This is a genomic window from Citrobacter sp. Cm038 (assembly GCF_030333105.1).
GTDB lineage: Bacteria > Pseudomonadota > Gammaproteobacteria > Enterobacterales > Enterobacteriaceae > Citrobacter > Citrobacter murliniae.
The window spans coordinates 412,572-434,720 of the sequence record NZ_JAOWGO010000018.1; the positions used below are offsets into that span (position 1 = coordinate 412,572).

The 22,149-nt window shown below is 52.3% G+C and carries 17 protein-coding genes; 5 read left to right on the forward strand and 12 right to left on the reverse strand.

Going from position 1 to position 22,149, the window contains the following annotated elements; genetic code table 11:
- The first annotated feature begins 26 nt into the window (after positions 1-26).
- Positions 27-797, forward strand: a complete 771-nt coding sequence (gene bioH, locus OGY01_RS10810; protein ID WP_048222907.1) for a pimeloyl-ACP methyl ester esterase BioH — start codon at positions 27-29, stop codon at positions 795-797.
- A 43-nt stretch (positions 798-840) separates the two neighbouring features.
- Here bioH and OGY01_RS10815 read toward each other — a convergent pair whose 3' ends face one another.
- The 6 genes from OGY01_RS10815 to greB form a co-directional block, all read right to left on the reverse strand.
- Positions 841-1,779, reverse strand: a complete 939-nt coding sequence (locus tag OGY01_RS10815; RefSeq protein ID WP_200042285.1) for an Rpn family recombination-promoting nuclease/putative transposase — start codon at positions 1,777-1,779, stop codon at positions 841-843.
- Between the two features lie 225 nt (positions 1,780-2,004).
- Entirely contained in the window at positions 2,005-2,241 is a 237-nt protein-coding gene (feoC, locus tag OGY01_RS10820) for a [Fe-S]-dependent transcriptional repressor FeoC (RefSeq protein ID WP_045448454.1), read from the reverse strand.
- Between the two features lie 11 nt (positions 2,242-2,252).
- The gene (gene feoB / locus OGY01_RS10825) at positions 2,253-4,571 is read right to left on the reverse strand and encodes a Fe(2+) transporter permease subunit FeoB (RefSeq protein ID WP_045448452.1); all 2,319 of its coding nucleotides are present in this window, start codon (positions 4,569-4,571) and stop codon (positions 2,253-2,255) included.
- Between the two features lie 18 nt (positions 4,572-4,589).
- A complete protein-coding gene (feoA, locus tag OGY01_RS10830) occupies positions 4,590-4,817 on the reverse strand; it encodes a ferrous iron transporter A (RefSeq protein WP_045448450.1) in 228 nt (75 codons plus the stop codon).
- Positions 4,818-5,220: 403 nt separating this feature from the next.
- A complete protein-coding gene (locus OGY01_RS10835) occupies positions 5,221-7,560 on the reverse strand; it encodes a Tex family protein (protein WP_200013168.1) in 2,340 nt (779 codons plus the stop codon).
- 101 nt (positions 7,561-7,661) lie between these two features.
- Entirely contained in the window at positions 7,662-8,135 is a 474-nt protein-coding gene (gene greB, locus OGY01_RS10840) for a transcription elongation factor GreB (RefSeq protein WP_045448445.1), read from the reverse strand.
- A gap of 228 nt (positions 8,136-8,363) precedes the next feature.
- Here greB and ompR point away from each other — a divergent pair, with 228 nt between their 5' ends.
- Together ompR and envZ are read left to right on the forward strand one after the other, a co-directional pair.
- Positions 8,364-9,083: an osmolarity response regulator transcription factor OmpR gene (gene ompR / locus OGY01_RS10845; protein ID WP_001157751.1), complete on the forward strand. Its 720-nt coding sequence runs from the start codon at positions 8,364-8,366 to the stop codon at positions 9,081-9,083.
- On the forward strand, positions 9,080-10,432 hold the full coding sequence (gene envZ, locus OGY01_RS10850; RefSeq protein WP_045448442.1) for a two-component system sensor histidine kinase EnvZ: 1,353 nt from the start codon (positions 9,080-9,082) through the stop codon (positions 10,430-10,432). The genes ompR and envZ overlap by 4 nt, the downstream gene beginning before the upstream one ends.
- A gap of 80 nt (positions 10,433-10,512) precedes the next feature.
- Here envZ and pckA read toward each other — a convergent pair whose 3' ends face one another.
- Positions 10,513-12,135, reverse strand: a complete 1,623-nt coding sequence (pckA, locus tag OGY01_RS10855; protein ID WP_286493095.1) for a phosphoenolpyruvate carboxykinase (ATP) — start codon at positions 12,133-12,135, stop codon at positions 10,513-10,515.
- A 379-nt stretch (positions 12,136-12,514) separates the two neighbouring features.
- Between pckA and OGY01_RS10860 the strand changes: the two genes are divergently transcribed.
- Positions 12,515-14,233 (forward strand): DUF4153 domain-containing protein, encoded by a 1,719-nt coding sequence (locus OGY01_RS10860; RefSeq protein ID WP_286493096.1) that lies wholly within the window; start codon positions 12,515-12,517, stop codon positions 14,231-14,233.
- Positions 14,234-14,278: 45 nt separating this feature from the next.
- On the opposite strand, the gene hslO is transcribed toward OGY01_RS10860, so the two are convergent.
- The 4 genes from hslO to igaA all read right to left on the reverse strand — a co-directional run bounded on the left by hslO (position 14,279) and on the right by igaA (position 18,518).
- A complete protein-coding gene (gene hslO / locus OGY01_RS10865) occupies positions 14,279-15,157 on the reverse strand; it encodes an Hsp33 family molecular chaperone HslO (RefSeq protein ID WP_045449817.1) in 879 nt (292 codons plus the stop codon).
- Between the two features lie 24 nt (positions 15,158-15,181).
- Positions 15,182-15,583, reverse strand: a complete 402-nt coding sequence (gene hslR / locus OGY01_RS10870) for a ribosome-associated heat shock protein Hsp15 (protein WP_048222895.1) — start codon at positions 15,581-15,583, stop codon at positions 15,182-15,184.
- Positions 15,584-15,593: 10 nt separating this feature from the next.
- Positions 15,594-16,265: a GMP/IMP nucleotidase gene (gene yrfG / locus OGY01_RS10875; RefSeq protein WP_286493112.1), complete on the reverse strand. Its 672-nt coding sequence runs from the start codon at positions 16,263-16,265 to the stop codon at positions 15,594-15,596.
- Positions 16,266-16,382: 117 nt separating this feature from the next.
- Complete coding sequence (igaA, locus tag OGY01_RS10880) at positions 16,383-18,518, reverse strand: intracellular growth attenuator protein IgaA (protein WP_045448434.1); 2,136 nt, start codon at positions 18,516-18,518, stop codon at positions 16,383-16,385.
- 322 nt (positions 18,519-18,840) lie between these two features.
- Between igaA and nudE the strand changes: the two genes are divergently transcribed.
- Entirely contained in the window at positions 18,841-19,401 is a 561-nt protein-coding gene (gene nudE / locus OGY01_RS10885) for an ADP compounds hydrolase NudE (RefSeq protein WP_045449813.1), read from the forward strand.
- A 90-nt stretch (positions 19,402-19,491) separates the two neighbouring features.
- On the opposite strand, the gene mrcA is transcribed toward nudE, so the two are convergent.
- Positions 19,492-22,044, reverse strand: coding sequence for a peptidoglycan glycosyltransferase/peptidoglycan DD-transpeptidase MrcA (mrcA, locus tag OGY01_RS10890; protein WP_286493097.1), 2,553 nt, complete (start codon positions 22,042-22,044; stop codon positions 19,492-19,494).
- Between the last annotated feature and the right edge of the window lie 105 nt (positions 22,045-22,149).

Below are 22,149 nucleotides of genomic sequence, written 5' to 3' on the forward strand. Positions count from 1 at the left end.
GGCTCCAAAAAAGAGAACAGTAACTGATGAATGACATCTGGTGGCAGACCCGAGGTTCGGGAAATTGCCATCTTGTGCTGCTGCACGGATGGGGATTGAATGCGGAAGTATGGCATTGCATAAGTGAGGAACTGAGTTCGCATTTCACGCTACATCTTGTCGACTTACCGGGATTTGGCCGTAGTCAGGGTTTCGGCGCGATGCCACTGGAGGAGATGGCGGAACGTGTTTTACAACAGGCACCAGAGAAAGCCATCTGGCTGGGCTGGAGCCTGGGCGGGCTGGTAGCAAGTCAGGTAGCGTTGACCCATCCTGCTCGTGTTCAGGCGCTGGTTACTGTGGCTTCTTCGCCATGTTTTAGCGCTCGTGATGAGTGGCCGGGTATTAAGCCGGACGTGCTGGCGGGATTCCAGCAACAGCTTAGCGAAGACTTCCAGCGTACGGTAGAGCGTTTTCTGGCGCTACAAACGATGGGAACGGAAACCGCACGTCAGGACGCGCGAACTTTGAAGAAAACGGTGCTGGCATTACCGATGCCGGAAGTGGCGGTACTGAATGGAGGGCTGGAGATCCTGAAAACGGTTGATCTGCGTGAATCTCTCTGCGCATTGCGCATGCCGTTCCTGCGGTTGTATGGATATCTTGATGGGCTGGTACCGCGCAAAGTTGTACCGATGCTGGATGCACTGTGGCCGGAGAGCGAATCTCTGGTGTTTGCCAAAGCGGCACATGCGCCGTTTATCTCGCATCCTGGTGAGTTCTGTGCCGCGCTGATGGCGTTGAAACAGCGGTTATAGCGCCTTTGACTTGCCCGGTGACGCGATGCTTACCGGGCCGACATTAATGCCTTTTTGCCATTAACTCCTCAGCAGAAAGGCCAGTGATTCTGAGAATGGTCAGTCTGTCGATACCGTCGGCTAACATGGTGGCAGCAATGCGTCGTGCTTCGTCTCGTTTACCTTGTTGTAAGCCCTCCTGTAACCCTTCCTGTAACCCTTCCTGTAACCCATTCATATGCCCTTCCTGGCGTAATCTCTCTGCGATAGTCATCAGTCTCTCCTTGTGTTGAGGTAGGCGTCCGGTTACTTCGTCCATAAATTCTTTGAAATGCGCTGTGTCGCCAGCCTGAATCATGTAATTAAACAGGGCTTTCAACTGGTTGTCATTAGCGTTTCCTTTAACAAGCAGGACGACCAGTTTTTCCACTAATCCCATCAAATCTCGTTTCCGGATATGTTTTTGAATCAGCTCCAGTAGTGCTATACGGCGATGCTGCATGATCTCGTCATCAGCCATTACCGTGATATCTATTAATGGAAAAGTGTTCGCATAAAGTTGTCTGGCTGTCTCCGGATCGTTAAATTTATCCAGCCAGCACAAGGAGTAGGGATATGGGCTGACGGTGCCGTGATAAAAAAGCATGGGGATCACCAGTGGCAGCTTTTTGTGGCCCGCATCCAGATGTCGCTGCATGACTGCAATAGCATAACGCATAAGACGAAACGCCATATGTGCATCCGCGGTGCTCTGATGTTCAATAACCGTGTAGATGTAGCCATCGCCTTCACGAGTTTTTAGTGACCACAACACATCGCAATAGTGCGCACGCAAATCGTCCTCAATAAAACTGCCCGGTTCCAGTTTCAGTGTCTTTAGGTCACAAAGAATACGTAAAGAGTCTGGAAGATGAAGTTGAAGAAAGTCGCGAGCGGTAGCTGGATGGCCCATAAAAGTCTTGAAAATTGCGTCATGCGGCGTAGCTGTAGCGTCAGTATTCATGGCGGTCCGTCACCTGAAGAACAAGATGATGAGACTCTACTTGCCGTAGAAAAGGGAAGCATCCCCGTAATGTTAACGATGTGCAGAGGGTTGGAGGATAAATCTGTTTTGCTGAAAGAGTGACATTCTTATGGAATTCGTTTCGCAAAATCCCGGACAGCATGGATATTAGGTGCCGTTTGTAGGCCGGACAAACGTAGCGTCATCCGGCAAATAGCATTACGTTTAACGCAAAGCCCACCATTCGCGCAGGCAGGCTTTGCCTTCCGGGCAGCTTTTGCAGCTTCCGGAAAGACACCCCTCGGCATCTTCCTGAATTCGCTTCGCTTTGCCCATTTTCTCTAACTGATTCAGCATGGCGTCAATCATTGGCTGCGGGGTATGCAGCGTGTGGCTAATTTGCTTAGCCTCCATACGTCCCCGCAGAGCCAGTAAATCACGAACCTGTATAAGCGATGCCATGATCCACAACCTCAGTGGCAATCGCCAGTCGTGCTGGCACAGCACGAGCTTACCGTTTTGTTGGTTGCCAGCAGCGCAATATCCACACGGCTACGGGCGCGGCGTAGCAGACCCAGCAATACGATGTTAAACAGGATGACGGCTAAAATGCAGACCAGACTATAGGTCGGGTGCTGACTGTAGCTGACTGCCTGATAGAACAGCGTCGACAGTGAGTAGGCGATATTCAGGCCCCACAGAACGGAGAAGCCCATCCAGCCACGGCTGGATTCACGCGCGATAGCCCCCATAACTGAAATGCACGGAACATACAGCAGTACGAAAATCAGGTAGCTGTAAGCGGCTGCGGCGCTGCCAAATTTTTCGCCCATCACGCCCATGGCGCCAGTTGCCATCTCACCGTCACCTTTACTGGCTTCGATAGGGTTAGCCAGGACGCTCAGGCTGAAGGTATCTTTCAGGCTTTGCCAGGTTTCATCCAGTGCGCCGACTAACTCATCACCGAGGTGGAAATCTGCCGGGTTGAACTCTTCTTCCTGAATATTTTCAGCGGTATAGAGTGTATTCAGTGTACCGACAACCACTTCTTTGGCCATCGCACCGGTGAACAGACCCACGGTGGCCTGCCAGTTATCTTCGTGTACGCCAATCGGTTTAAAGACCGGGGTAATAACGCGGCTGACGGAAGCAAGAGCTGAGTCGTTGATGTTATCGACGATTTTCCCGCTCAGGGAGAAACTGTTAAACGCGCTAAGGAAAATACTGACAATGATAATGACTTTACCGGCACGGAGGACGAAGCCTTTCAGGCGCTGCCAGGTCTGGATGATCAGGCTTTTAATATGCGGGACGTGATAAACCGGCAGTTCCATCACGAACGGCGTTGCTTCGCCACGCATGATGGTGTGCTTGAGCATCAGGCCAGTCAGCACTGCCATGACGATACCTAACACATATAGCGAGAAGACCGCCAGCGCACCGTTCTGACCAAAGAATGCCGCTGCAAACACAGCGAAAATCGCCAGACGTGCACCGCAGGACATAAACGGTGCCATCATGATGGTCATCAGACGTTCACGCGGCGCATCCAGTGTACGTGCGCCCATCACCGACGGTACGTTACAGCCGAAACCAACAATCAGCGGGACAAACGATTTACCCGGTAGCCCCAGCGCCTGCATCAGACGGTCCATTACAAACGCGGCTCGCGCCATGTAGCCGGAGTCTTCGAGGAAGGAGAGGAACAGGTACATCATACCGATTTGAGGGACCAGTGGCAGAACGGTGTTAATCCCGCCGCCAAGACCCTGCGCCAGGAAGATGGTCAGCCAGTCCGGGAAGTGCAGCGTGTAACCAATCCATTGAATACCATGGATAAAGAGTGCTACCGAACCGACGTCAAATAACGGCTGCAGCGCGCCACCGATGTTAATGGCGAGCAGGAACATCAGGTACATCACGAACAGGAATATTGGCAGACCGAGGAAGCGGTTGAGGACGATTTTATCGACAGCGGTGGTGAAGCGGCTTGGCTCGGCGGTCAGCGTGTTGCTGACGGTATCGCAGATCGCGGCAATGCACTGGTATCGCGCATCGGCAATGTGCAGCGCGGGATCGTCCATAGTTTCACTCAGACGGGCAATTGCACCATCCAGATTTTGCGCAGCATCGCCCGCGTAGGCGCGGCTGTAGATATCGCCTTCCAGCATTTGCAGGCCAAGCCAGCGACGTTGTTGTAGCGGCATCTCTTCGGTCATTGCGTCAGCCAGAGAATCTGCTTCACGTAGCAGTGGCTGAGCATAATGGACCAACTCGACGGCGTCGTTCTCTTTATAGCGATCGATCGCCAGCTTCAGCGCTTCAATCCCACGTCCACGCGTAGAAACCAGTGGAACCACTGGGCAGCCAAGACGGGCGGAAAGCGCATCGATATCAATACGGATTTGCTGCTTCTCAGCAATGTCCAGCATGTTAAGCGCGACGATACAGGGGATACCCAGTTCAAGCAGTTGCAGCGTCAGGTAGAGGTTGCGCTCAAGGTTTGAGGCATCGACGACGTTGATAAGCAAGTCGGCGTCGCCGCTTAAAATATAGTGACAGGCAATTTGCTCATCGAGGGAGGTCTGGGATGAGATCGTCGTCAGTGAATACGTACCTGGTAAATCCACCAGCGTGACCTGATGGTCCGTCGTCGCAAAATGGCCTTCTTTACGCTCAACGGTGACTCCAGCCCAGTTGCCTACACGCTGACGCGCGCCGGTGAGCTGATTGAATAAAGTTGTCTTGCCGGAATTAGGATTACCAATTAAACCAATGGTTAGTTTTTTCATTTTTATTGACTCACTGTATTAACAGGAAACCGCTTCCACTTCTAATAACGCCAGATCTTTTTTACGCAATACCAGACTTACGCGGCGAGTTTCAATGTGGATAGGATCGCCCAAAGGTGCGACACGTACCACGTTGAATGATGAGCCTGGTAGCATGCCGAGTGACAATAACTTCTGACGGTACGCCGGACTGATTTCACGAGAAAAACCGGTAATTTTCCACGCAGTGTCTGGAGTGAATTGCATAGGGACCTACTTATATCTCGCTAACTGGATGATTACCTCATGGGGCTGCAGGGCGGCATGAGACCAGATGATTAGCTAACGGAGGAAAGAGTAAATAATCAACAATGCAATGATAATGAGAATGGTTTTTATCATCAATAGAATAAGTGTGACGGAATGTAGAATTGGATAATAATTTGAGTCAATTTTGATATGCCTCAACATTTAATCTGGTTTGAGACCGTTAATTTAATTCGGCAATTATTGATTTTTTAATGTTTAATTAAGGTTTCATCTGTTAACGATGTGAAAATTAATTGTGCGGTTAGTCCTTGGCTAATTAAATAACCGCTTCAATTTGTATTATTTAATTGTTAATCGAAGTGATATAGCCGGGGGAGCACAAGTGCCCCCCGGCATTCTGTCAGCGTTTCTTACCCATCGCCGCCGCCAGTGCATCCATCATGGCGCTGTTGCCGGCAGGCTGTGTATCACGCCCGCGCGGTTTTGCCGCTTTAGCTGCCGCTGCCGGGCGATTGCCCTGAGCGCGATCATTGCTACCGCCGCCGCGACGGGCGTTGGTTTCACCTGGCTGTTCGTCCAGACGCATGGTCAGGGCGATACGCTTGCGTGGTAGATCCACTTCCAGCACTTTCACCTTCACAATGTCTCCCGCTTTCACCACGGTGTGTGGATCTTCGACGAACTTATTCGACAGAGAGGAGATATGTACCAGACCGTCCTGGTGAACGCCAATATCAACAAATGCACCGAAGTTAGTGACGTTGGTGACTGCGCCTTCCAGAATCATTCCTGGCAGCAGGTCATTCATGGTTTCCACGCCATCAGCAAACTGTGCGGTTTTGAACTCCGGACGCGGATCTCGGCCCGGTTTTTCCAGCTCTTTGATGATGTCGGTGACGGTCGGCACCCCGAAACGTTCGTCGGTAAAGTCAGATGCCTTCAGGTTACGCAGTTCATTGCTGTTGCCCATCAGGTCACGCAGTGACTGCTCGGTCGCAGCCAGAATACGTTCTACGATCGGATAGGCTTCCGGGTGCACGGTCGAGGCATCCAGCGGGTTATCGCCGTGGTTGATGCGCAGAAAGCCCGCACACTGTTCAAACGCTTTTGGCCCCAGTCGGCTGACTTTTAGTAGCTGCTGACGATTCTGGAACTGACCGTTCTCATCACGCCAGGCAACAATATTTTGCGCCATCATCCGGGTCAGGCCCGCGACACGCGTTAACAGCGGGACGGAGGCGGTGTTCAGGTCTACGCCGACGGCGTTTACGCAGTCTTCCACTACCGCATCCAGCTTACGGGCAAGCTGTGTCTGGCTAACGTCGTGTTGATACTGACCGACACCGATCGATTTCGGATCGATTTTCACCAACTCAGCCAGTGGATCCTGCAGACGACGGGCGATAGAGACCGCACCGCGCAGTGAGACGTCGAGATCAGGAAACTCCTGTGCGGCCAGTTCGGAAGCGGAGTAGACAGATGCCCCGGCTTCGCTGACGATCACTTTTTGCGCGGTGACTTTCGGGAACTGTTTTTGCACATCCAGGAAGAAGCGTTCGGTTTCGCGGGACGCGGTGCCGTTACCAATCGCTACCAGTTCAACGTTGTATTTTTCACACAGCGCAGCAACGGCAACGGCGGCTTTGGCTGCCTGACCGGTATGTGGATAAATGGTGTCGGTAGCAACCAGTTTGCCGGTGCCGTCGACGACCGCAACCTTAACGCCGGTGCGCAGGCCGGGATCGAGACCCATCGTAGCGCGCAGGCCTGCCGGAGCAGCCATCAACAGATCGTGCAGGTTTCGGGCAAAGACGTTAATCGCCTCATCTTCCGCACGCTCGCGCACGGTCCCCATAAGTTCAGTCTCAAGATGCATCAGCACTTTGATGCGCCATGTCCAACTGACGACGCCTTTTCGCCAGCTGTCTGCTGGTGCGTTGTTCAGTCGCAGGCCAAGGTGATCCTGAATTATCTGCTCACCGTGACTCTCTTTTGGCGGCTCATCGAATTGCGGATCGGCATTCAATGAAAGCTGTAGCACGCCTTCGTTACGGCCACGGAACATTGCCAGTGCGCGGTGAGAAGGGACGCTGGAAATCGGTTCATGGTGATCGAAGTAATCACGGAATTTTGCGCCTTCCTCTTCTTTACCGCTCACTACGGTGGAAACCAGATGCGCATTCTTCCACAGGTAATCACGCACTTTTGCCAGCAGCGCAGCGTCTTCAGCAAAACGTTCCATCAGGATGTAACGTGCGCCGTCGAGTGCGGCTTTAGTATCCGCTACGCCGTTGTCGGCGTTGATGTATTGTGCCGCTGTGGTTTCTGGATCGTGGGAAGGTTCGTTCCACAGCAGATCAGCCAACGGCTCAAGGCCGGCTTCAATGGCGATTTGTCCGCGGGTGCGGCGTTTTGGTTTGTACGGCAGATAGAGGTCTTCGAGTTCGGTCTTACTTAACGTGCCGTTGATCGCTTTCGCCAGGTCGTCGGTCAGTTTGCCTTGCTCGCTGATAGATTTGAGAATGGCCTGACGGCGGTCTTCCAGTTCACGTAAATAACCCAGACGGCTTTCCAGGTTACGCAACTGCGTGTCATCCAGACCGCCGGTGATTTCCTTACGATAACGTGCGATAAACGGCACGGTGTTCCCTTCGTCAAGCAGGCGAACGGCAGCTTCTACCTGTTCGGCGCGAGCCTGAATTTCACCCGCGATAATGCGGCAGAACGAATCATTCATCATGGATTTAGTTTCATCTTTAGGATCAAAAATCAGGGGATAGTTATACGGACTGACACGCCAAAATGCCAGCCGAGACCCGATTCTCTCGGAATGTTCCAGGCTTATTTAACGTATTCAATCTCGTTAACGTACCAGCTGGCTTCCCCGGCAGGTGTGTTCACCACCGCGAGATCGCCCACCTCTTTTTTTAGCAGTGCTCGTGCCATCGGTGAGTCGATAGAGATGTAATCCTTACGACCAAAAATTTCATCGTATCCGACAATGCGGAATTTGCGGGTATCGCCATCATCATTTTCAATCTCAACCCACGCGCCAAAGAATACTTTGCCCTCCTGCTGTGGGGAGTAATCGACTATTTTCAGATTCTCCATGCACTTCGTCAAATAACGGACACGCCTGTCGATCTCTCGCAGGCGCTTTTTATTATACTGGTAGTCAGCATTTTCGCTGCGGTCGCCCAGACTTGCGGCCCAGGTGACTTTTTTGGTGACTTCCGGGCGCTCTTCACGCCAGAGATAATTCAGCTCTTGTTTGAGTTTTTCATACCCTTCACGGGTTATCAGGGGCGTTTTCATCTTATTGTTTTACCTTCGACTCTGTGATGATGCGCACAATTAGTATTACGTGAGCATATCAACAGAATAAATAATGTATTGCGAGAAACATTGTATACTTAAGCTGCTGTTTAATATGCTTTGTAACAATTTAGCCTGGAATTCATACCAGAATTCACTGGTTACTCTCGTAAGCTTTCTTAAGAATACACACTTACAATTGTTGCGAACCTTTGGGAGTATAAAACAATGCAAGAGAACTATAAGATTCTGGTGGTCGATGACGACATGCGCCTGCGTGCGCTGCTGGAGCGTTATCTGACTGAGCAGGGCTTCCAGGTTCGAAGCGTCGCAAACGCTGAGCAGATGGATCGTCTGCTAACCCGTGAATCCTTCCACCTTATGGTACTGGATCTAATGCTTCCTGGTGAAGATGGCCTGTCAATTTGCCGCCGCCTGCGCAGTCAGAGTAACCCGATGCCCATCATTATGGTGACGGCGAAGGGCGAAGAAGTTGACCGTATCGTCGGGCTGGAAATCGGTGCTGACGACTACATCCCTAAACCGTTTAACCCGCGTGAACTGCTGGCGCGTATTCGCGCTGTGCTGCGTCGTCAGGCGAATGAGCTACCGGGCGCGCCTTCTCAGGAAGAAGCGGTAATTGCTTTCGGTAAGTTCAAACTGAACCTCGGTACTCGCGAAATGTTCCGCGAAGATGAGCCTATGCCGCTGACCAGCGGTGAATTTGCGGTGCTGAAAGCGCTGGTCAGTCACCCGCGTGAACCGCTGTCTCGCGATAAGCTGATGAATCTTGCCCGTGGTCGCGAGTATTCCGCGATGGAGCGTTCCATTGACGTGCAGATTTCTCGTCTGCGTCGCATGGTGGAAGAGGATCCAGCACATCCGCGTTACATTCAGACCGTATGGGGTCTGGGCTACGTCTTTGTCCCGGACGGTTCTAAAGCATGAGGCGAATGCGCTTCTCGCCACGAAGTTCGTTTGCTCGCACATTATTGCTCATCGTCACCTTGCTTTTTGCAAGCCTGGTGACGACTTATCTGGTGGTGCTGAACTTCGCGATCCTGCCGAGCCTCCAGCAGTTTAATAAGGTCCTGGCCTACGAAGTTCGTATGCTGATGACCGATAAACTGCAACTGGAGGACGGTACACAGCTGGTTGTGCCTCCCGCATTCCGCCGGGAAATTTACCGTGAGCTGGGAATTTCCCTCTATTCCAACGAAGCCGCTGAAGAAGCTGGACTGCGTTGGGCGCAACACTATGAATTCTTAAGCCATCAGATGGCGCAACAGCTCGGTGGCCCGACGGAAGTTCGCGTTGAGGTCAACAAAAGCTCGCCTGTTGTCTGGCTGAAAACCTGGCTGTCGCCTAATATCTGGGTGCGCGTACCACTGACGGAAATCCATCAAGGCGATTTCTCACCGCTGTTCCGCTATACGTTGGCGATTATGCTGCTGGCTATCGGGGGGGCGTGGCTGTTTATTCGTATCCAGAACCGACCGCTGGTAGATCTTGAGCATGCGGCATTGCAGGTGGGGAAAGGTATTATCCCACCGCCGCTGCGAGAGTATGGCGCTTCAGAGGTGCGTTCTGTTACCCGTGCTTTCAACCATATGGCGGCGGGCGTTAAGCAACTCGCCGATGACCGAACCCTGCTGATGGCGGGAGTCAGCCACGATCTGCGTACGCCGCTGACGCGTATTCGTCTGGCGACGGAAATGATGGGCGAAGAAGATGGTTATCTTGCGGAGTCCATCAATAAGGATATTGAAGAGTGTAACGCCATTATCGAGCAGTTCATCGATTACCTGCGGACGGGTCAGGAGATGCCAATGGAGATGGCGGATCTGAACTCCGTGCTGGGGGAAGTGGTTGCGGCGGAAAGTGGTTATGAGCGTGAAATTGACACCGCACTGCAGCCTGGCGTTATTCAGGTGAAGATGCATCCACTGTCGATTAAACGTGCGGTCGCCAATATGGTGGTTAACGCAGCCCGCTATGGTAATGGCTGGATTAAGGTCAGCAGCGGAACGGAGCCACATCGCGCCTGGTTCCAGGTGGAAGATGATGGTCCGGGTATCAAGCCGGAGCAACGCAAACATCTGTTCCAGCCGTTTGTCCGCGGCGACAGCGCGCGTAGCACCAGTGGTACCGGTCTGGGTCTGGCTATCGTACAGCGTATTATTGATAACCATAACGGTATGCTGGAAATTGGTACCAGTGAGCGCGGGGGATTGTCGATTCGCGCCTGGCTTCCGGTTCCTTTCACCCGCGTACAGGGTGCAACTAAAGACGTATAAAAAAGGGAGGCGCGATGCCTCCCTTTTTGTCTCGGTCATTTCTGTTGACCGGAAGGATACCCACCTTCCGGCACGTCAATTTACAGTTTCGGACCTGCGCTAACCAATGCTGCACCAGCTGGTGTATCGGTGTACTTCTCAAAGTTCTCGATAAACAGTTTCGCCAATGCATTGGCTTTTTCCTGCCATTGTTCTGGTGATGCGTAGGTATTACGCGGATCGAGAATACGCGCATCCACGCCCGGCAGTTCCGTTGGGATCGCCAGGTCAAACATCGGCAGACTGAACGTTTCTGCATCATCCAGCGAACCGTTCAGAATGGCGTCGATAATGGCGCGAGTATCTTTAATTGAGATACGCTTGCCGGTACCGTTCCAGCCGGTATTCACCAGATAAGCCTGTGCGCCTGCGGCCTGCATACGTTTCACCAGAACTTCTGCATACTGGGTTGGGTGCAGTGACAGGAATGCCGCACCGAAGCAGGCAGAGAAGGTTGGGGTCGGCTCAGTCACACCACGCTCGGTACCGGCCAGTTTAGCGGTAAAGCCTGAGAGGAAGTGGTACTGAGTTTGATCTGCTGTCAGGCGAGAGACTGGCGGCAAAACACCAAATGCATCGGCGGTCAGGAAGATTACCTTGGTGGCATGGCCCGCTTTTGACACCGGCTTAACGATATTGTCGATGTGATAAATCGGGTAGGAAACACGGGTATTCTCGGTTTTAGAACCGTCGTCGAAATCGATAGAACCGTCTTCACGAACGGTGACGTTTTCCAGCAGCGCATCACGACGGATTGCATTGTAGATTTCCGGCTCGGCATCTTTAGACAGCTTGATAGTCTTCGCGTAGCAGCCGCCTTCAAAGTTAAATACACCATCGTCATCCCAACCGTGCTCATCGTCGCCAATCAGGCGGCGTTTCGGGTCGGTGGACAGGGTGGTTTTACCGGTACCTGAGAGGCCAAAGAAGACCGCCACATCACCTTTTTCGCCTACGTTCGCAGAGCAGTGCATGGATGCAATACCCTTCAGCGGCAGCAGGTAGTTCATGACGGAGAACATACCTTTCTTCATCTCGCCGCCGTACCAGGTGCCACCGATCAACTGAATGCGTTCAGTCAGGTTGAATGCAACGAAGTTTTCAGAGTTCAGACCCTGCTCTTTCCATTGTGGGTTGGTGCATTTTGCGCCGTTCATTACGATAAAATCAGGTTTAAAATCAACCAGTTCCTCATCGCTCGGACGGATGAACATATTTTTGACAAAATGCGCCTGCCAGGCGACTTCGGTAATGAAGCGCACGGAAAGACGGGTATCTGCGTTGGCACCGCAGAACGCATCAACGATAAACAGGCGCTTGCCAGAAAGTTGTTGGGTGACTAACCCTTTCAGATGCTGCCAGGTTTCCTGGGAGAGCGGTTTGTTGTCGTTCTTGCCTTTACCTTTGTCGGACCACCACAGCGTGTCACGCGTGGTGTCGTCGCGGACAATGTACTTATCCTTCGGCGAACGCCCGGTAAAGATACCGGTATCAACTGCAACGGCGCCCAGGTTAGTTAATACGCCACGCTCGTAACCTTCCAGGTTTGGATCAAGTTCTTCCTGGTACAACAGGTCGTAGCTTGGATTGTAAACGATATCCTGAACGTCATTGATACCATAAGCCTTGAGATCTTGCGGGGTTAAACTGGTGTTCACACGCATTTCACTGCTCCTTAGCCAATATGTATTACCTGGAATAGTAAGGTTTTTTAGGGGTTGCTAACCGCGACAAGGCTCATAGATTTACGTATCCGGGCAAAATCACGGGCGACCGAATACGCTGCGACTCCTGTCACAAAGAGGCGGATATTATGGCAGGAAACCCTTTTTTGTTGTGGAAAATGTTCTTAAAACGTTAATGGAGAGTGTATTTGGCGGGAATGTTGTGAGTGTAATCGCATTCATGTAAGAAAATAACGTAACTAAAACATGAGAAATATCGATTCACTTCGCGCAGTTGTGGACTGAAAGCGGCATGTTGGTGCAACGAATTGTGAAGATGATGCGATAATTAGCCTTTCTCTCCAGTCAGGATAACGATATGGATAGTGTTGAACTTTCACCTACGACTCGTTGGGGCATGATGTTAGTCGGCCTGCTGCAAGGCGTGTTGTGTTATCTGCTGATGACATACCTCATACCTCATAACAGCGACTGGCTGTTCTATGGGATGCCCGTAACGGTTGCGCTGACTTCGGCACTTCTGCTTACTGTCGTTTCTTTCAGGCAGCGTGCGCTGTGGTGCTGGATGGCACTGATCTTCGTTGTTGTGCTGGCGATGAGCGTTTGGCTGAAATGGAACGTCGGGGGCAGTAATCGGTGGAGGCAGGAAGACGTTTTTTTCGTTTACGGCTGGCGCTTACTTCTCATGGCAATGCTGGCACTGCCCTGGATTCAATACCAACTCCACGCGCGTACCGATCAGTCTCGCTATTCTCAGTTTTATACCTGCTTTTGGCTTAACACGCTGACGCTGCTGATTATCTTTGTCACTAACGGCTTGTTCTGGCTGGTGCTCCTGCTGTGGAGTGAGATGTTTAAGCTCGTCGATATTACCTTCTTTAAGACGCTTTTCTTTGAGACCGATTGGTTCGGTTATGTGGCATTTAGCTTGATTACCGCACTGGCGGTAGTTCTGGCGCGTACGCAGTCGCGTTTGGTGGCTGCCGTTCAAAAGTTACTGACATTTATCGCTACGGGTCTTTTACCGCTGGTTGCGCTGTTAGCGCTGATGTTTATGCTGACCGTGCCTTTCACCGGGCTGGAGGCGATTTCACAGCGGGTGTCGGCGGCTGGCTTGATGTCCACGTTGACGCTGATCCTCCTGCTGTTGATGGCCATTGTGCGCGAGCCGCAAAAAGAGGCGTTACCCTATCCTGGCGCGTTACGCTATCTGATCAAATTCTCACTCGTTGTCGCCCCCATTTATATGCTGATTGCCGGTTGGGCACTATGGGTGCGCATTCACCAATATGGCTGGACGCCTGAGCGCTTGCATGGTGTGCTGGTTGTCGTTGTGCTGCTGACCTGGTCGCTTGGCTATCTGGCGAGCATATTATGTCGTAGCCGTAACCCACTTGAAATTCAGGGAAAGGTTATCCTTGGTGTTTCATTACTGGCCCTGGGGCTGTTGATTCTGTTGACGTCGCCCGTACTCGACGCATGGCGCATTAGCGTCAACAGTCATATGGCACGCTACTACAGTGGTAAAAATACGCCGGATCAGGTCAGTCTGTATATGCTGGATCGTAGCGGAAAACCGGGACGGGCAGCGTTGGAGGCATTACGCAATGATGAGGCGTTCAACAAGGATAGTAAGCGCAGGCGTGACTTAAACTCACTTCTACAGGGAGAGCGCGATCCGATTAAGACTCTGACCGCGACACAGCTAGCTCCAAAGGTGATGATCGCGCCGGGCAGCAAGAAGCCAGACGAGGCGTTCTGGGTGTTTGTCAAAGGGCAGAGCTACCGTATTAGCTCCTGTTTTGAACAGGACGCATGTGTGCTCGTTGATCAGGATCTCAACGCTGATGGCAAGCCTGAACAGGTGCTGTATGCATTTGCTGAGGGAGAAAGTCTGGTCATTGGTATGAAAGGGGAACAATGGGATCTGGTCGCCGTTGCTCAGTTACCGGAGGGATTCAATAAGGACCAACTTCTGCAGGTGCTGGTGAATCATAAACTGGATTCAGCCCCCAGAGTCTGGCGGGATATCACCATTAATGGCGAACGGCTAAAAATGAATTATTACGCTGAGTAAGCGAGCGTTAGCCCGGCAGGATGAACAGCCCGCCGGGCTAAGAACTTAATGCACCTGCGGGTCAGCAGGGGACGCGTTACTACGGATCTCAGCAATATCCATAGCGTTAAACAGATAGTGGCTACCGCAGTAATCGCAGTGCATATCGATTTCGCCTTCTTCTGCCAGAATGCTGTCCACTTCTTCGTCCGGCAGCGTTTTCAGTGCGCCAGCACAACGTTCGCGTGAACAGGTACATTTGAACTCAACATCCTGCGGATCGTAAAGCGTCACTTCTTCTTCGTGGTACAAACGCCACAGTACTTCGTTGGCAGGCAGCGTTAGCAGTTCTTCAGCTTTAATGGTTTCTGTCAGCGCAGCAAGGTGATCAAAATCATCCGCCTGCGCATTTTGTGCTGGCATCACCTGCAGCAGCATACCGCCAGCTGCTGGTTTGCCATCGACGTCGCCAGTACGGATAAAGAGACGCGTTGGCAGCTGTTCTGAACGCAGGAAGTAGTCTTCCAGACAGGCCGCCAGAGTATCTCCTTCCAGACCGACCACGCCCTGATAGCGCTCGCCTTCTTCCGGGGTAATGGTGATCACCAGATAGCCGTTGCCGACCAGAGTTTTCAGGTCGGCATTTTCAGGGATATCGCCCTGTATGCGAGCGACTCCGCGCATTTGCTGATTGTTGTTGCCATTAATTACCGCCAGGCTGAGCGGGCCATCGCCTTGCAACTGCACGGTGATATCACCGGCAAATTTCAGTGTAGCGGTCAGCAGGCTGGTAGCAACCAGCAGCTCGGCCAGCACGGTTTTGACCGGCTGCGGGTAAGTATGGTTTTCGAGGATCTGTTGCAGGGTTTCCGAAACGGTTACCAGCTCGCCGCGCACGGCAAAGTTTTCAAACAGATAACGATGTAATTGGTCATGTTGCGGCATAATCATCTCTCTTGCAGGTGACAGTCATTCACTGTCGCCGTGTTTAAATCGTAACAGGTCGCGGCGCTCTTTTTTGTCCGGCCGCCTGTCCGGGTGCGGCATAGTCAGGGCGTTAAGCTTACGTGCCAGCGCCATTTTTTCGCGTTTTTCAACGCTCTCCGCGGTTTCTTCATACAGCGAAACGGCTTCAGTTGCCGGGCGACGCTGTTCGGTAATGGCCTTGATAATGACCGTCCGCTCGTCATTTCCCTGGCGCAGGGTGAGGGTGGCATTCAGTTCGACAATTTTACTCGGCTTACTGCGCTGCCCGTTGTAATGCACCTTACCGCCTTCAACCATTTCACGGGCTATCGCACGTGTTTTATAAAAACGTGCTGCCCACAGCCATTTATCCAGCCTGACTTCAACAGAGGGCTTCTCTTTCATGGCATCTCCTTCACATCAGTGAGGGGATCAGTCGGCGGTAGTCATTCAGTGACGGATGGCGTGCATACTGTTTTTCCGCAATACCTGAGTCGGGATTGGTCACTCCGAGGCAGTAACGAATGCCGAATTGAGCAGCGGCGTCGAGAATGGGTTCGCTGTCGTCTATAAACAGCGTCTTCTCGGCACTTATTCCCGTTTCTTCAGCCACAGCGTGCCATAACCGCTGATCCTCTTTGGGATAACCAAATGTGTGGGTGGAAAGTAATAAATCAAGGTGTGAGGCCAGTCCGGTATGCTCCAGCTTCACCGCCAGGTTGTGCGGATGTGCATTGGTGAGCAAAATACGTCGTTTACTGGACGCTTTTAAGGCATCAAGAAACGGAACCGTATCTTCACGCAGCACCGCACGCGGCCCCTGTTCCGTCGTCATGGCGCAAATATCCAGACCCAGGCACTCGCTCCAGTAATCCAGGCAGTACCAGTTTAGCGTATGCTGTACGGCATGATACTGCTGGCGAATATATTCCTGAGCTTCCCGGGGGGTAATGCCTTGCTGAGCGCCATAGGTTTCCGGCACCAGTTTTTGCCAGAAATAGTTATCGAACGCCAGATCGAGCAGCGTGCCGTCCATGTCCAGCAAGACCGTGTCGACATTCTGCCAGGCAATATCAATACACTTCATCATTCAAGCTGCCCCTGCGTTTGTTGACCCCAGAGACTGACTTTAATCAGCACCTGGGAATTATCCTGAGGAAAATTAGATGCGCGACAGGGTAGCATATCCTGTCGCGCGGGCGTGTTATCGAATCAGGCTTTCCGGGTCGTCAATCAGCGTTGGATTCAGGCAACTTTCGTAGTATCCCTGAATTTCCGCGATGCGGGAGCGGTGACGCTGGTAGCGTCTGAAGGCCTGAACGCCGTTGTAGATGGCGCAACCCAGCATGCTAAACATCAACAGCGTGGTGCCAAGATAACGCCATAAGCCCGCGCGATCCGGGATTCGATGCAGGCCAATGTGCTGAGTGCCGTTGGCGTCGGTAGAGATATTGGTGACAATTCCTTCAGCGCGGAAGGGAGTCTGCATTAGCATCTGTGCCAGGCGCTGGAAGGCGCTCCACTGTTCTTGCGGCGGGTAGTCGTACAGAGAGGTCGATGGCCAGGCTTGATCGACCAGATCGCTGCCTTCATCACTAATAATCAGGAATCCCCCCGGGGCAGGGCTGTTCAGCGCCTGAGCCGCCCGTGCGGTCTCTCGTGAAATAAACGGTGCTGTAGACGTATTCACCAGATTATCCAGCGACTCTGCGCTAACCGGTCGCAGCAGAACGTTTACGCCATCCAGCTTCCCGGCGTTTGCCCGCTTAACCAGCGCAGTCCAGTCTTTACTGTTGCCTAAATTAACCAGCGCATTTTTCAGGCGCACGCATTCATCCTCGGCGGCGCACAGATCGGCAGTTTTCAAGACAATTTCACCAAAATCATCCAGCAGTACCATACCGGATTTTTGGATTGCTGAACGTAGCGATGCGCTGACGCGGGAGTCATCATCTGGTTTTGGATGGAGCTGACGGTTGACGGCCTGCGTTAGCGCAATGGCTTTATTCACCAGATCGGATTCTGGCAACGGCAGCGCGCGGGCATCGTTCCAGATAATTTGCGAGCAGTCGAAAGGCGTAAAAGGCGTGGCGGGCAGCGCGCTCCAGCTCCCTGGTGTATGAATATTACACATTCCCGTACCGCTCAGATGGAGTGTGTCACCAACACGAACGCCTGCGTTTTCAAGCTGCTTAACGCTGGTGGCTTCGATAGTTTGTGCGCCTTTCATCCATGAAAGGGTGAATTTTATCGGCATATCCAGCGGGATCCAAAACAGCAGCATCAGCAGTACCAGCAACGAGCCGCCAGCGATGACGGCGCTGCGTAACCAGTGTTGTAGCGGAAAGTTTTTTACTTCGTCGTGCAGGGATAAAAAACGGCCCTGGCGGACAACGTGGCGATCCAGATAAATATCGATATCCGTTTGCTGCCCGAGGTCCTGCGCAATGTATGGCTGCCAGTGAGGCGGGTAAATCAAATCGATAATTCCCAGCGAGATATTATTGATTTGCTCCTGGTCGTTTTCACCAAATAGTCCCCACCGGCGCGGGGTTCCACGCAGACAATGTATTTCCCGCAGCGCGGTTTTAGACGGCGGGGCAAACAATCCCCACAGCCCAGCGGCTAGCAGCAGCACGGCTCCGCCGACCATCCACGGCACGAAAGTATCCGGCATAATTAAACAGAAAAAGAACAGCAGGAACGAAGCCACAATCAGTAACGCTTCGCGCAGCCCCGCAGGGCGGCTAAGTACATACTCTTCGTGTGTTTCCTGGCGAATATTCAGCAGTTCAATCTGCTCACTCTCTTCGCCGCGAATGGATGCCTGCGTAGACGCGGTGTGTTGCAGCGCGTAGCCACGCGCCTCCTGCATATACTCTTGCAGTGTGTGCCCGTTTAAAGAGATAACCAAAGGCAGCGTATTGGTGTGGATCAGCTCAACGTTATTTTCGTCATTGATGTACTGTTCCCAGAATGGAGGCAGGTGTACCTCAACGGAGTCCAGATAGTAGCGCCATTTGTTAGGATCGTCGGTGGTGATGCCATAGCGCGTAATCGAATGAGTCAGAACGATGACGCTGTTACTTTGGGAATTCAACGTTAACGATACAGGCGCAGTACTGGCTCCTGTTGGGCCAGGAACTTGCTGAATTTGACTGAGGTTTTCAAGATAGTTTTCGACTGCACCACGCTCTTCGGGTGTCAGTTTACGCTTTGTCGCGTCTGAGAATACGTTGCTCCAGGGCAATTTTTGCCGCCTGGATTTTAATCTGAGTAGCCAACCTGCAAGTAACGAGCAGGCCAGCAAAGCAGCTAAAAAAATCAGAATGGTGCTCATGCTTTCCCCATCTTACTTAGTCTGTCAGGTGTAGTCAGTCGCACCTTGTACAATATTCGTGATTCTGTGGTTGGCTATCGGCAAGCGTGGAGTTGAACTTGAGCATCTTTATGAACAGCCCAGTAAATGCGAATAATAGCAAAATCACTAAAAACGGAATATCAGCAAATTCCTGGAGTTATTTCAACCTATTGACTTTTAATTTGAAATGAGAATTAACTTTTAGTACGTTACATAAATGTAAATAAACGGCAATTCACGTTGCCGAAACCGTGCGGTCTATCGCACAATGACCCCAGATTTCACAGCAAAGATCCTCATGATGAGCAAATCATTACAGAAACCCACGATTTTGAAAGTGGAAACCGTCGCACAATCCCGGTTGTTTAAAATCGAAAGCGTGGACCTTGAGTTCAGCAACGGCGTACGCCGTGTGTATGAACGTATGCGCCCGTCCACTCGCGAAGCGGTAATGATTGTGCCGATTGTTGACGACCACCTGATTCTCATCCGCGAATATGCGGTGGGGACAGAATCCTACGAACTTGGGTTTTCTAAGGGATTAATCGATCCCGGTGAAAGCGTGTTTGACGCGGCGAATCGGGAGCTGAAAGAAGAAGTGGGATTTGGGGCAAAGGACCTGACGTTTTTGAAAAAACTCAGCATGGCACCCTCCTATTTCTCCAGCAAGATGAACATCGTGGTGGCGGAGGATCTTTATCCTGAATCGCTGGAAGGCGATGAACCAGAACCGTTACCACAAGTGCGCTGGCCGCTGGCACATTTGATGGACCTGTTAGAAGATCCTGATTTTCATGAAGCGCGTAATGTGAGCGCACTGTTTCTGGTTCGCGAATGGCTGAAAGGACAGGGACGACTTTGATTTTTATGTCCGGTGGTGCTGTCGCTTATCCGGCCTACGATTTAGCCACTGTACGTAGGCCGGATGAGCAACGCACCATCCGGCAAAAGATTAGAACAACTCGTGTGTCTCACCATTATCGATAATGGTTGTCCCCACTTCATGTACAGCCTGCTGAGTTGGCTGCGTGCCCTCAATAAAATACTCTTCGCGACTGTTTCCGCCGCTCGCCAGTTGCCCAGTACTGCGATCAATATTGACCGTCACGATGCCAGGCGGTGGCGTCAGCGGCTGCTCAGGAACGCCTTCTAACACACTCTTCATGTAGGCATCCCACGCCGGCTGTGCGCTCTTTGCTCCACCTTCATAGCCAGAGATTTGATCTTTGATTGCACCAGAGGCGGTGGAGTGTCCGAGATTGCGGCGATGATCGTCAAAACCGATCCATACCGAGGTTACAACCCCAGGCCCATAGCCGGAGAACCATGCATCTTTAGAGCTGTTGGTGGTCCCGGTTTTACCGCCGATATCACGACGTTGTAAATCGCGACCCGCACGCCAACCGGTTCCCATCCAGCCCGGCTCGCCGAAGATATTGGTGTTCAGCGCGCTTTTAATCAGGAAAGCCAGCGGTGTGTTGATCACATGAGGAGCATATTCCTGTGTCCCGCTTTGTGCGACCAGCGCCTGATTAGCCTGCTCAAGCTTCGGCATCGGCACGGTGGAATTCTGCTGTTCCTGCGAGATGGCGACGTCCTCAACGTTACTGTTTTCCAGTACGTTAGACTTCTGGGTATCACCATAAATGACAGGAATATCACACTCCGGGCAGGCAATTTTCGGCTTCGCTTCGAAGATGACCCCGCCCTGATCGCTTTCAATCTTGCTGATAAACCATGGGTCAACCAGGAAACCACCGTTGGCCATAACCGCGTAGCCGCGTGCCACCTGCATTGGGGTGAATGATGCGGAACCCAGAGCCAGTGATTCGGTGTGGACAATGTTCTGGGCCGGGAAGCCGAAACGCTGCAGATATTCTGCCGCGTAGTCCACGCCCATCGCTCGCATCGCGCGAACCATCACGACGTTCTTCGACTGACCGAGTCCCTGACGTAAGCGGATAGGCCCGGCGTACTGCGGCGGTGAGTTTTTCGGCTGCCAGTCAGAACCGGCACCCGCATCCCAGCGAGAAATCGGCACGTCATTCAGCATACTTGCCAGCGTCAGACCTTTATCCATCGCGGCGGTATAGAGGAATGGTTTGATATTCGAACCGACCTGACGCAACGCCTGAGTTGCACGGTTGAATTTGCTCTGATTGAAATCAAAACCACCCACCAGCGCCAGTACCGCACCGTTTTGCGGGTTGATAGAGACCAGGGCGGAGTTAACGTCCGGTACTTGTGCCAACCACCAGGCATCGCCGACCTGGCGTACCCAGATTTGCTGACCTGTCTGGACGACATCTGTCACTTTACGCGGTGTCGGGCCTTGTTGTGTATCTGACCGGTATGGACGCGCCCAGCGCATGCCTTCCATGCGCAATGCAACCGACGTGCCGTCTGCCAGTGTAGCGGTTGCTTCCTGCGGATTAGCGCTGGTGATCGCTGCCGGTAGTAATGGTCCGTAGGTTGGGAGAGCTTTCAGCGAATCGGTGATTTTTTTGGTATCCCAAGCGCTTTCACCCACTTTCCACAACACATTCGACGGGCCGCGGTAGCCGTGGCGCATGTCGTAATCCATTACGTTGTTGCGTACTGCCTGCTGGGCTGCTTGCTGTACTTTGCGTGTGATGGTGGTGGTGATGCGATACCCGTCTTCATAGGCTTTTTCGCCATAACGGCTATACATCTCCTGACGTACCATCTCTGATAAATAGGGTGCAGAGAAGGCTATTTCCGGAGCGTGGTAGTTGGCGTCAATGGCTTCGCTACGCGCCTGATCGTACTGGGCCTCGGTAATGTAGTTCTCGCTCAACATACGTGACAACACGACGTTACGTCTCGCGGTAGCTCGGTCCATTGAATAGAGCGGGTTGAATGTTGACGGCGCTTTTGGCAGCCCGGCAATTACGGCTATCTCGCTTAAGCTGAGCTGGTCGACCGTCTTGCCGAAATAGACCTGTGCCGCGGCACCCACGCCATACGCGCGATACCCCAGATAAATCTTGTTCAGATAAAGCTCGAGGATCTCGTCTTTACTCAGCAATTGCTCAATGCGGATCGCCAGGAACACCTCTTTGATCTTACGCATCAGCGTGCGTTCCGGGCTAAGGAAGAAGTTTCTCGCCAGCTGTTGGGTAATGGTACTTGCCCCCTGCGACGCATGGCCGGAGAACAGCGCTACGCTTGCCGCACGGAAGATCCCGACCGGGTCAACACCATGATGCTCATAAAAACGGCTGTCTTCTGTCGCGATAAAAGCTTTGACCATTTCCGGCGGCATTTGATCCAGCTTTACCGGAATTCGACGTTTCTCGCCATATTGCGCGATCAGCTCGCCGTCAGCGCTGTAAACCTGCATCGGGATCTGCAAACGTACATCTTTTAACGTCGCGACGTCAGGTAATTGCGGCTCAATATAGCGATAGAGGCCATAAATCGAGCCTGCTCCCAGCAGGATGCAACATACTGCAAGGATTAATAAATACTTTACGAACTTCACTGGAGATTTCCCATTTAGTGGCATTTGGGCAGTTTATAAACAAACGCGCGGTAGTATAAAGGCAAGCCAGACGCATTGATATACCCGTTAAAGCAACGGGTGATA